The following is an 11,947-nucleotide window of genomic DNA, read 5'->3' on the forward strand; positions in this document are numbered from 1 at the left end:
TGGTTTCCGGTTAAGTCGATTTAGGCTGATAATTGTTGTGTTTTTTTGTGAACGATAAAAGGATAAACCAAATAATAAAATGAAATTATTCCTAACGTAAATAAGATGATAAAACTGCTGAGCCAATTTGGCATATCAATAGAATATCGGGTAATAAAACCTTCCAGAAATCCGGCAGCAATTGTAAAAGGAAAAGTGCTTAAATAGATTTTGAAACTGTTTTTGAAACCAATTTTAAAAGAATTTATCCTCGAAAAAGTCTTTGGAAATAATATAGAAGCGCCTAAAATAAATCCGGCAGCAGTTTCAATAACGATTCCGAAAATTTCCATTGCGCCATGAATCCAAATTCCTCTAACGCTTTTCCAGAAAACGCCTTGCTCATAAAAGAAATACTGAAAAGATCCGAGCATAATGCAGTTGCTCAGACAAATATAGAAAGTCCCTAATCCGGCAAAAAGCCCAAAAAAGTAGCATTTTGCACCAACAAAAAGATTATTCACTGTAATCGAAATAAAACTTCCCCAATTGCTTCCAGAACCATACACGGCCATGGGATTCCCTTTTTTGATGTTTTCTAAAGTTTCATTAACATAATTATCACCAAGAATAAGACGAACAAAATTAGGATCGTATTTCGCTGAAATTACACCAATAGCAACCGTAACAAAAAACAAAACGAAAGCGTAAACTAAATAACGTCTGTATTGATAAACAAGCAGAGGCACTTCTGTGATGAAAAATTCTGCGATTTTGTTTTTTTCAGTTCTTTTGGTTTTATAAATCTTCTGATAAATTTGCGACGCAAGATGATTTAAGTAAATAACTGTTTTACTTTTAGGGTAATACGTTTGCGCGTACGACAAATCATTCATCATTTGAATGTATAAATTAGCTAATTCGTCAGGATTTTTTTTAGCTTTACCAAAAATAGCTAGCTCAAATTCCAGCCATTTTTCTTTATTTTGTTTTATAAAAGCAACTTCTCTCATTGCACGCTAAAATATAAAATATGTCAGAATTATCTATTAACACAACACAAAATGTCAAAATAAATTTTATCGCTGCATCTGTAGGTGAGCGATTAGGGGCGTATTTTATTGATGCATCAGTAAAAATTGCCTATATATTGATCGTTTGGTTTGTGTTTTTTTATTGGCTCCAAGTTGGTGTTTTAATGGATGGATTAGATAGCTGGTCTTCTAGAGCTTTAATGTTTTTCTTTTCGATTCCATTGATGTTTTATTCTCTTACTTTAGAAAGTATTTTTGAAGGACAGTCAATAGGAAAAATTCTGGTCAAAATAAAAGTGGTTAAAATTGATGGCTATCAGGCTGGATTTGGTGATTATTTAATTCGCTGGTTTTTTGGAATTATCGACTTTTTTATTCCAATAATTTACGGACTTGTCGCTTTAATTACTGTAATATCAAGCAAAAAATCACAGCGTCTGGGTGACATGGCAGCAGGTACAGCTGTGATTACTTTAAAAAACAATATTAACATAAGTCATACGATTTTAGAAGAAATCGGAACCGCATATGTACCAACTTATCCTCTTGTAATTAAGTTGTCAGATAATGATATGCGAATTATCAAGGAAACTTTCAATAAAGCTGTCGAAAAAAATGATTTCGAAATAATTGGCAAGCTGACTGCAAAAATTGAAAGTGTTACCGGAATCAAAAATCAGTCAGGTAGTAACAGTGATTTTATCAGAGTGGTTTTAAAAGACTACAACTTTTATACGCAGAATATGTAGCTTTTAGAAAGATGCTGAGATTCTAAGATACTAAGATGCTAAGTTTTTTTAAATTTTTAAAACTTTGCGACTTTGCGTCTTTGCGAGATTTTTTCCTCTTATTTTTTAGTTTAAGATGATTGCTTAACATTGGTTTGGATTTAATTTTTTAAATTTAACAAGTTTAATATTTAGAAAAGGAGTATCCGAAAAGCCAAAGAGTAGGACAATTTAAGCGTAAATACCATGAAAATTAAAAAATCCGCCGCGTTATTACTATTGTTTTTTGTTTCTGTTTTTTCTTTCGCTCAAGGCGGAAAAAAATTGGACAAAATTATAAAAAGAGATTATACGATTATTGAAGGTACGATTTCTAAAATATCAGACAAAACTGTCGAATATTCACTTCCTGGAGAAACACTGCAAATTGTTTTGGATGTTTCGCAAATTGCCCGAATCGATTTTGCAAGTGGACGATCACAGACATTTGATGTAAGTCAGGGAAGCAGTTCACCTTCACCGTCGTCAGGTTCTGGATATGTTGCAGCAACAGAAATAAAACAGAATACCATTGCAGTGCTTCCGGTTCCGTTTTTAAATGCCGATAGTCAGCAAAGTTCTGAGGAAATGGCAAAATTTGCTCAAAATGACATGTACAACAAATTGCTGGATAAATCTGGAAATATTGCACCGCTGACAGTTCAGGATTTGAGAACTACCAACAGTTTGTTAAGCAAAGCAGGGATTGATTATCACAATATCGATTCGACTCCAATTGAAGACCTTGAAAAAATATTAGGCGTCGATAATATCGTTGCAGCGAAGGTTTCGTATACAATTAATTCAGGAACAACGGCCACTACATACAATAGCGGCAATGCAAAAGTGAGTGATAATAATAAGAAAGTGACCACTAACGATATTTCTACGACAACAGCCAATACACAGGTTTATTATTACTATACAGTGTATTTTGACATGTACAAAAACACAACAAAAATATACTCGCAAACGCGTAAACCTTTCCTTGCCATAAAAGATAGTTGGATGGAATCTGTTCAATATTTATTGAAAAGAAGCCCAATTTACGTTAGAAAGTAAGGATGTAAAGTATGCTGAAATTTAAATCTAAAATTGATATTTTGTTAGTGCTTATTTTAAGTATCCCTTTAGGCAGTGCTTTAATAAGATCGCTTTACGATAATAAATGGTTCGCAAGTGGTATTATATTTTTAGTGATTTGTTTTATAATCCATATGTTTTTGACTACATATTACTGGATTGAAGGTCAAAAATTGACTATAAAAAGTGGTTTTTTGGTTAACAGCTCAATTGACATTTTGAGTATAAAGAAAATTTCAGAAACAAATAGTATAATGAGTGCTCCTGCGCTTTCTTTAGACAGGCTTGAAATTTTATATAATAAGTCTGACAACATAGTAATTTCTCCAAAACACAAAAGCGTATTTTTTGAAGCAATAAAAAAAATAAACCCTGAAGTAGAAATAGTGTTAAAAAACAAGCAGAATTAAGGATAACCTTTGCACCTTTGTAACTCTGAAACTTTGCACCTAAAAAAAAATGTTCCATATTTTAGATCTTATCGGTACGATGGCTTTTGCCATGTCTGGCGCTTTAACAGCAATGCATAAAAAACTCGATCCGTTTGGGGTTTTTATTATTGCTTTTGTTACGGCCGTTGGAGGCGGAACGTTGCGTGATGTTTTAATTGGCAGAACACCAGTTGGCTGGATGCGCGATATGCAATACGTTTATGTAATTATTTTAGGATTTTTCCTTGCAATTCTTTTCAGGAAAAGTTTTGATAAACTTCGAACTTCCTTATTTCTATTTGATACAATTGGTCTTGGCGTTTTTACTTTAATTGGTCTTGAAAGAGGGCTAACAACAGGACTTCATCCGGTAATTTGTATTGCTTTAGGAACTATGACGGCTTGTTTTGGTGGCGTAATCAGAGATATTTTGTGCAACGAAATTCCGAATGTTTTTAGAGAAGAAATCTACGCCACAATATGTATTTTAGGCGGAATCGTTTTCTTTGGTTTACGAAAATTAGATCTAAATGTAGATGTTTTATATCTGGTAACTTCATTGGTTATCATTGTAGTTCGATTAATGGCGGTGAAATACAAATGGCATTTAAAGGCATTTGATCACAAGTAATAAATATGGCATTTACCGTAAAAATATACGATCAAAACGATTATAAACTTTGGAATGATTTTATTGCCGAAGCCAAAAATGCTACGTTTTTATTCCATCGCGATTTTATGGAATATCATAAAGATCGCTTTGAAGATTTTTCGCTTTTAATTTTTGAAGATGAGAAACTAAAAGCCATTCTTCCTGCAAATAAAAAAGGAAATTCGGTTCATTCACATCAAGGTCTTACATACGGCGGATTGATTTTTTCTTCCAAATTAAAAGCCGAAAAAACAGAAATTATTTTAGATGAAATTTTATCTTTTTTGAAAGAAAATCAGATTGAAACGTTTCATTATAAACCAATTCCAGATTTTTATTTTTCGAAAGGAAATAGAGAAATTGACTTTTTTTTATTTAAAAGAAATGCCATTCCAGAACGAAAAGAAATGAATCTCGCTGTAAATCTGCAAGTGCCTTTAAAGATTTCAAAAAGTAAGATGAAGCATTTCAGAAGAATTGAAAACCTTGATTTAGATATAATTGAAGAAAATGATTTCCAACCGTTTTGGGAACAAATTTTGGAACCAAGATTATTAGAAAAATTCGATTCAAAACCAGTTCATTCAAAAGAAGAAATGGCGCTTTTGAAACAAAATTTTCCTGAAAATATCAGACAATATTCGGTTTATCAAAACGATGAAATTGTTGCTGGAATAACGGTTTTTGAAACCGATAATGTCATTAAATCTCAATATGGTGCCACTTCAAAAAAAGGTGAAGAAGTGCGCGCACTTGATTTTTTATTCATTAATCTGATTCATAAATACAAGCGAAAAGGCAAACACTTTTTTGATATGGGAATTGTAAATGAAGACAACGAAAGCGGTTATCATTCAGGACTTTTAAAGCAAAAAGAAGAATTGGGCTGTGCAGTTTACAATCAGGATTTTTATAAAATCGATTTAAAATGATACCATTTCTACACCTAAAAAAAATAAACGAACCGTATGAAAAGACCTTTCAAGAAAAATTGAAATCAGTTTTAGAAAACGGCTGGTATATTTTAGGAAAAGAAGTAGAAACTTTTGAAAAGGCTTTCGCCGAATACAATCAAACGAAATATTGCATTGGAGTAGGAAATGGTTTTGATGCCTTAGTTTTAATTTTCAAAGGATATATTGAACTCGGAAAACTCAAAAAAGGCGATGAAGTTATTGTTCCTGCAAACACATATATAGCAAGTATTTTAGCCATTTTACAAGCCGATTTAGTTCCGATTTTGGTCGAGCCAAAATTAGAAACCTATAATATAAATCCTGATTTAATTCAGGAGAAAATCACTCCAAAAACAAAAGCCATTTTAGCCGTTCATCTCTACGGACAATTGGCAGAAATGGACAAAATAAATGAAATTGCAGATCGAAATAATTTAATAATTGTAGAAGATTCTGCACAATCGCATGGAGCAATCAGCAATCTAAAATCAGCGTCAGCGCATAGTTTTTATCCAGGAAAAAATTTGGGTTGTCTAGGCGACGGGGGAGCGATTACCACAAATGATTCTGAACTAGCAAAAGTACTTTTTGCACTTCGAAATTATGGTTCTGAGCAAAAATACTATAACGAATATATTGGTGTAAATTCCAGATTAGATGAACTTCAGGCTGGATTTTTAAATCTGAAATTACCAAATTTAAATTCCGATAATAATAAACGAAGAGCGATTGCAAAACGTTATTTATCTGAAATTAAAAATGATAAAATAATTCTTCCATTATGGGATTTCTCAGATAATCATGTTTTTCATTTATTCGTAATCAGAAACGAAAATAGAGATGATTTACAGCACTATTTAGCTCAAAACAATATTCAGACGGTAATTCATTATCCAATTCCGCCACACAAACAAAAAGCATTTTCTGCGTGGAATAATTTGTCTTTTCCAATTACAGAAAAAATCCACAACGAAGTTTTGAGTTTACCAATAAGCCCGGTTTTAACTGAAACAGAAATTGATTTTATCATCGAAATTTTAAACAAATACTAATTCGTGTCTGATAAAAAATCATATCAGCAGATTTTAAAAACGACTTCGCTTTTTGGTGGTGTTCAGTTTTTTTCGATTTTGATTTCGATTGTCCGAACCAAATTAATCGCTGTTTTCATCGGTCCAGCTGGAATGGGAATTATAGCTTTGTTAAATTCGACTTTAGGTGTTTTAAGCAGTGTTTCCGGACTTGGAATCGAAACCAGTTCCGTAAAAAATATTTCTGAAAATTATATAAACGAAGATTTAAAAACCGTTTCTAAAACCATTCAAATTGTAAAAAAGATTGTTTTCTTTACCGGAATTTTTGGAATGGCGTTGACTTTAGTGTTTTCTAAAGTCTTAAGTATAATCACTTTTGGAGATTCGAGTCAGACATTTGCCTTTGCCGTTCTTTCGATTACTATTTTATTTAAGCAATTAAGTTCCGGACAATTGGCCGTTTTGCAAGGTTTGCGTTCGTTTCGATTTTTGGCGAAAGCCAATTTATGCGGAAATCTTTTTGGACTTCTTTTCTCAATTCCACTTTATTATTTTCTGAAAGTTGATGCGATTCTTCCAACGATTATAGTTGCTTCATTTTCAGCTTTGATATTTTCGTTTTATTATTCGAATAAAATTAAAATTGAAAAAGAAAAAATACCCAATTCTGCTTTTTTAGTAGAAAGTAAACTCATTGTAAAACTTGGATTTATGCTGACAATAAGCAGTGTTTTGACACTTTTGTCAACTTATTTAGTTCAGATTTATGTTGGAAAAATGGGAGGATTAGAACAAGTCGGATTTTATAACGCAGGTTTTACTTTACTGAATTCATACGTCGGGATTATTTTCACGGTCATGAGTACCGATTATTTTCCGAAACTTTCTGCCATTAATTTTGATAATGAAAAAGTTAGAGAAAGTGTTCAGCAACAAGCGCTTATTTCAATTCTGATTATAATGCCAATTATTGTTTTGTTTTTGGCTTTAAGCCCAATAATCGTAAAAGTAATTTATACAGCAAAATTTGATGCCATTTTGCCCATGATCAGCGCTGGAATTTTAGGAATGCTATTTCGCGCCGTTTCTTGGTCAATGGGATTTATTTTAATTGCAAAAGGCGATTCAAAAATATTTATTAAAACTGCGATTGGTTTTAATGTTCTGTCTTTGATAATGAATGTTTCAGGCTACTATTTTTATGGTTTAGAAGGTTTAGGAATTAGTTTTTGTCTTTATTTTTTATGTCATTTTATCGGACTAAAAATCATCACCAAAAACAGTTATGATTTTTATTTTGAAAGAGAATTTTACGGTATTTATTTTATTTGTTTTGTTATTTGTATTGCTTCATTTTTGTTGAAATTTATTGAAAATGAAGTTTTAAAATATGCTTTATACGCAATGTTAATTTTGTTGTCTTTTGGTTTTAGTTTTTACGAAATCAACAAAAAGATGAATTTAAGCGAAATTTTCACTTCATTTGTTCAGCGAAAAAGAGATAAAAATGATTAAGAAGAGCTACAGAAAATTTCGTTCGTTTTATCATAAATTCAGGTTTTACTGGTCGGTAAACTGGACCAAAACGCTGTACTTTAATTTTAAGAAACTGCCTTTTGAAACAGCTAAAAAACTTCCCGTTTTCTTTTACAAAAGAGTAAAGTTCACATCAATTTCCGGAGAAATTCAAATTGATGGAAACATCCAAAAAGGAATGATTGGTTTTGGTCAGCCTTATGAATTGAATACGGTTCATCGTGGCATTGCAGAAATCAATATTCAGGGTAAATTAATTTTTAAGGGAAAATTTCAATTTGGCAAAGATTATTTTCTTTTTGTTGGAGAAAATGCCGTTTGCGAATTGGGAAATATGTCCTCAATGGCGTCAAACGCAAAACTGATTTGTCTTGAAAAAGTGGTTTTAGGAAATTATGTTCGTCTAGGAGCAGAAAGCCAGATTATCGATACCAATTTTCATGATATGATCGATACGAGAACTGGCGAAAAACAGAAAAAAATAGGCCCAGTTTTTATAGGAAATTATACTTTTAGCGGAAGCAGGATTTCGATAATGAAAAACACAAAGACGCCTGATTTCTGTACCATCGCAACTAATTCTTTCTGTAATAAAAATTATACTTCGTGGGGAAGTAATATTTTAATTGGAGGAATTCCTGCTAAATTAATCAGAACAAATATTTCGAGAGATTGGGAAGGAGAAAAACAACAATTAGATGATTTCCTGACAATCTAAAAATTGGAACACGGATGACACAGATTCGCTAAAGCGAAGACGCGGACAAAAACGGATTTTTCTTGATTAATTCATTAATGAAATTCGTTTTATCCGCGTCTTTACGAAGTAAATCTGTAAAATCAGCGTTCCATTATAATACAGATACGTTGTTTAATTTCCAATAAAATATAGTTCAAAAACAATTTTAAATTCGAAGTTTTAAACGCCAAAATCATTTCAAAATGCATTCGTTTCAAAATCGCTTTTTGTTCTACATTAGTTTTATTTAAAGCGATTGCTTTCTTGATAATCAAATAAGTTGAATAATTTATTTTCCTAGACCTTTCGTCATTTTTAAGAAAAAAGTGCGTTCCTAAAGAAGTCGTTGAGATTCTTTTTTTGATTAAAATTTCATCGATATAATCAAAATCATATTTTCGAGAAGCTCTAATCCAAAGATCTAAATCTTCATAAGCCAGATTTTCATCATAACCTTGCAAATCATCAAAAACAGATTTTTTAACCATTGAAGAAACAGAGCAAATACTGTTTCCACCAGAAATAACACTCAAATAAATATCGCCGGTTTCTCTTTTTTCAATTGTTTTTTTTGATTCATCAACAGGGAAGTAATAAAAATAAAATTTACCTTGTTCATTGATTAATTCGGCATTTCCGTAAACAACGCCAAGGTTTTTAAAACGACTTTCTCGGAAAGCTTTAAGTTGCAATGAAACACAATTGGATAATAAAATATCATCGCAAGCCAAGTCAATTATAAAATCTCCTTTTGCCAATTTTAAAGCTTTATTGAAGGATTTTGTACTTCCTAAATTTTTTTCATTGGCAATAAATTGAATTTCAGGATAATCAATTAGCCATTTTTCAATCGTTTCTTTCGAATTATCGGTGCTAAAATCATCAACAATAATTAATTCAATAAAAGGATAATCTTGATTTATCGCCGAAAATAAACTTTCAACAACAAACTTTTCCTGATTATAACACAAGCAAATAATAGTAACCAATGAATTATCCTGCATATTTTTCTTGTTTTACCATTAAGACATTAAGAAAATTAAGTCCAAAGCTTTATGCTACTTAATGTCTTAATGGTTCTAAATCTTATTTTATTTTAAAGAGTTATATTTGATACGAAAATAAGAAATCACGAATGATATCGACTCACAAAAAAAAGAAAATCGCTTTAATTGGCTATCGCTTAAGCGGAGGCGGAAGCGATAAAGTGATGGCAAATTTGTCGATCTTTTTTCAGCATCAGGGTTTTGAAGTCGATATTATTATTGTTTTGGACGAAGTAAGTTTTCCATATTTGGGAAAATTAGTGAATTTGGGTTTGTTGAAGAATAAAACCAATGGAATTTTTAATAAAGTCAAACGATTAAAGGCTTTAAATGCTTATTTAAAGGAAAATAAATTCGATTTTATTATTGATTTTCGTTTCCGAACCAAGATAATTCAAGAACTTATTTTAGCCCGATTTATCTATAATACAAAGACGATTTTTACCGTTCACAGTTTTTTGATCGATCATTATATGCCAAATAATTCGTGGCTTACAAGATTGATGTACAATCATTGTTATGCGAATGTGGCGATTACGAATGAAATGAAAAACCTGATTGAAGCTAAACATCAGTTGCAAAATGTAGTCACTATTCACAATCCAATTTATTTGGAAGAAATTGTGAAAAAGCAAATTGAAAAAATAGATATTGAATTTGATTATATAATTGCAATTGGTCAATATGAAAACGAAATAAAACAGTTTGATCAATTGATTTCAAGTTATGCGCAATCAGATTTATCTAGAAAAAATATGCATTTAGTGATTGTTGGAAATGGCGACGAATCAAAGCTTAAAAATGGGATTTTAGAAAATAACATTTCAGGATTTGTACATCTTTTAGGCTATCAAAACAATCCGTTTAAATATTTAAGTAAAGCCAAATTCTTGGTTTTAAGCAGTAAAAATGAAGGTTTTCCAAATGTGATTTTAGAAGCTTTAGCCTGCGAAACTCCAGTTGTTTCTTTTAATTGCGATTTTGGGCCGAGAGATATGATTTCGAATTTTGAAAATGGGATTTTGGTAGAAAATCAAAATTGGGAGAAATTGACAGAAGCCATGAATTTATTGACTTCAGATGAAGTTTTGTACCAAAATATCAAGCAAAATACACTCAAAAGCATTGATCCATTTTTATTAGAAAAAATTGGGCAACAATGGTTACATTTGATGAAAGCGAATTAAAATATGACAACGATTCACGATATAACAATACTTAATATTCCGGTTGTAGAAGATCTAAAAGGGAATTTGGCTTTTATTCAAAATGATATTTTACCATTTGAATTTAAGCGTGTTTATTATCTTTTTGATGTTCCGAGTTCTGCTTTCCGCGGAGGACATTCGCACATCGAACAACACGAAGTTTTGATTGCCTTAAGTGGAAGTTTTGAGGTGAAAGTGACTGATGGAGTTGATAAAAAAAGTTTTTTGCTCAATAAACCCAATATCGGTTTGCATTTGCCAAAAGGAATTTGGAGAGAATTAGAAAATTTCTCTTCGGGCTCGGTTTGTCTGGTTTTAGCTTCGGATGTTTTTGAAGAATCTGATTATATCAGAGATTTTGGAACTTTCTTGATTTCCAAAAAATGAAACTGCTTTACATTGTTCCCAAAATAAAAAATGCTGGTGGTGTCGCACGCGTACTTTCGGTAAAAGCCAATTATTTTGTCGAAAAATTTGGGTATAAAGTTCATATTTTGTCTCAAAACGAAGAAAATGATTCGTTTTTTTATGATTTCAATTCTGATATTGTTTTTCATAATATGATTTTGAATGGAAATGCTTTTCAGTTTCTAAAATCTTATAAAAAACAATTGAATCAAAAGATTGCAGGAATTAATCCAGATGTTATTTTGGTCGCTGATAATGGTTTAAAAGCTTTTATTTTTCCATTTATAATTAATACCAAAATCCCAATTGTTTTTGAATCGCACGGTTCTAAATTTATTGAAGAAAAAGAACTGAATTTTCATTTTACGACAAAGTTTATTTCAAAAATAAAATACCATTTCAAAGATTTTGGGATAAAAAAATATACCAAAGTTGTGGCTTTGTCTAAAGCAAATCTGAAAGAATGGAATATTAAAAATGGAATTGTAATTTCAAATCCTTCATGGGTTCAAACTGATGTTTATGCTGATTTGCGACATAAAAAAGTGATCGCAATTGCCAGAAATTCTTATGAAAAGGGATTGGATAAGTTATTGCATATTTGGAAAGAAGTTACAAAAAAGCATCCAGGCTGGATGTTAAATATTTATACAGATGATTTTGATTGCCTTAACAATAATGTTGTTGATTTAGGAATTGCTTCAACTGTTTCTGTTTTTGGTTTTGTCAAAAATATTGAAGATAAATATCTCGAATCTTCAATTTATGCAATGACTTCAAGATCAGAAGGCTTTCCGATGGTTTTGCTTGAGGCAATGTCTTTTGGTTTGCCTTGCATTGCGTTTGATTGCCCAACAGGACCAAGATCATTAATTAAAAATGAAGAAAATGGTTTTTTAATTCCTAACCATGATTTTGAAAAATATATAGCTAAACTTTCTATTTTGATAGAATGTGAAGACATAAGAATAAAATTGGGTAAAAATGCTAAGCAAGTTTCTGATAATTATTCGGTAGAAAAAATAATGGAGAAGTGGAAGGAGTTTTTTGAAGAACTATAAATTAGTTAGCATC

The 11,947-nt window shown here is 31.2% G+C and carries 13 protein-coding genes; 11 read left to right on the forward strand and 2 right to left on the reverse strand.

Features of this window, described 5'->3' with window-relative positions; genetic code table 11:
- Positions 1-20: 20 nt before the first annotated feature.
- Positions 21-992: a stage II sporulation protein M gene (locus tag RB619_RS00760; RefSeq protein ID WP_308092865.1), complete on the reverse strand. Its 972-nt coding sequence runs from the start codon at positions 990-992 to the stop codon at positions 21-23.
- A 20-nt stretch (positions 993-1,012) separates the two neighbouring features.
- Here RB619_RS00760 and RB619_RS00765 point away from each other — a divergent pair, with 20 nt between their 5' ends.
- From RB619_RS00765 to RB619_RS00800, 8 genes are all read left to right on the forward strand, one after another.
- Positions 1,013-1,762, forward strand: coding sequence for an RDD family protein (locus tag RB619_RS00765; RefSeq protein WP_308092867.1), 750 nt, complete (start codon positions 1,013-1,015; stop codon positions 1,760-1,762).
- A 225-nt stretch (positions 1,763-1,987) separates the two neighbouring features.
- Positions 1,988-2,842 (forward strand): hypothetical protein, encoded by an 855-nt coding sequence (locus tag RB619_RS00770; RefSeq protein ID WP_308092869.1) that lies wholly within the window; start codon positions 1,988-1,990, stop codon positions 2,840-2,842.
- Between the two features lie 11 nt (positions 2,843-2,853).
- A complete protein-coding gene (locus RB619_RS00775; protein WP_308092872.1) occupies positions 2,854-3,273 on the forward strand; it encodes a PH domain-containing protein in 420 nt (139 codons plus the stop codon).
- Positions 3,274-3,322: 49 nt separating this feature from the next.
- On the forward strand, positions 3,323-3,925 hold the full coding sequence (locus tag RB619_RS00780) for a trimeric intracellular cation channel family protein (RefSeq protein WP_308092874.1): 603 nt from the start codon (positions 3,323-3,325) through the stop codon (positions 3,923-3,925).
- Between the two features lie 5 nt (positions 3,926-3,930).
- Positions 3,931-4,878, forward strand: a complete 948-nt coding sequence (locus tag RB619_RS00785; RefSeq protein ID WP_308092877.1) for a GNAT family N-acetyltransferase — start codon at positions 3,931-3,933, stop codon at positions 4,876-4,878.
- Complete coding sequence (locus RB619_RS00790; protein ID WP_308092879.1) at positions 4,875-5,954, forward strand: DegT/DnrJ/EryC1/StrS family aminotransferase; 1,080 nt, start codon at positions 4,875-4,877, stop codon at positions 5,952-5,954. The genes RB619_RS00785 and RB619_RS00790 overlap by 4 nt, the downstream gene beginning before the upstream one ends.
- A gap of 3 nt (positions 5,955-5,957) precedes the next feature.
- Complete coding sequence (locus RB619_RS00795; protein WP_308092882.1) at positions 5,958-7,451, forward strand: O-antigen translocase; 1,494 nt, start codon at positions 5,958-5,960, stop codon at positions 7,449-7,451.
- A complete protein-coding gene (locus tag RB619_RS00800; protein ID WP_308092884.1) occupies positions 7,444-8,190 on the forward strand; it encodes a transferase in 747 nt (248 codons plus the stop codon). The genes RB619_RS00795 and RB619_RS00800 overlap by 8 nt, the downstream gene beginning before the upstream one ends.
- 122 nt (positions 8,191-8,312) lie before the next feature.
- On the opposite strand, the gene RB619_RS00805 is transcribed toward RB619_RS00800, so the two are convergent.
- The gene (locus RB619_RS00805; protein WP_308092886.1) at positions 8,313-9,215 is read right to left on the reverse strand and encodes a glycosyltransferase; all 903 of its coding nucleotides are present in this window, start codon (positions 9,213-9,215) and stop codon (positions 8,313-8,315) included.
- Positions 9,216-9,346: 131 nt separating this feature from the next.
- On the opposite strand from RB619_RS00805, the gene RB619_RS00810 reads away from it, so the two are divergent.
- From RB619_RS00810 to RB619_RS00820, 3 genes are read left to right on the forward strand one after another with little or no spacing between them, the layout of a single operon-like run.
- Positions 9,347-10,444 carry a glycosyltransferase gene (locus RB619_RS00810; RefSeq protein WP_308092888.1) on the forward strand — a complete coding sequence of 366 codons (1,098 nt, stop codon included), beginning with the start codon at positions 9,347-9,349 and terminating at the stop codon, positions 10,442-10,444.
- 3 nt (positions 10,445-10,447) lie between these two features.
- Positions 10,448-10,852, forward strand: a complete 405-nt coding sequence (locus RB619_RS00815; protein ID WP_308092890.1) for an FdtA/QdtA family cupin domain-containing protein — start codon at positions 10,448-10,450, stop codon at positions 10,850-10,852.
- Positions 10,849-11,934: a glycosyltransferase family 4 protein gene (locus RB619_RS00820; protein ID WP_308092893.1), complete on the forward strand. Its 1,086-nt coding sequence runs from the start codon at positions 10,849-10,851 to the stop codon at positions 11,932-11,934. The genes RB619_RS00815 and RB619_RS00820 overlap by 4 nt, the downstream gene beginning before the upstream one ends.
- Positions 11,935-11,947 lie beyond the last annotated feature (13 nt).

Source organism: Flavobacterium sp. LHD-80, assembly GCF_030929605.1.
GTDB lineage: Bacteria > Bacteroidota > Bacteroidia > Flavobacteriales > Flavobacteriaceae > Flavobacterium.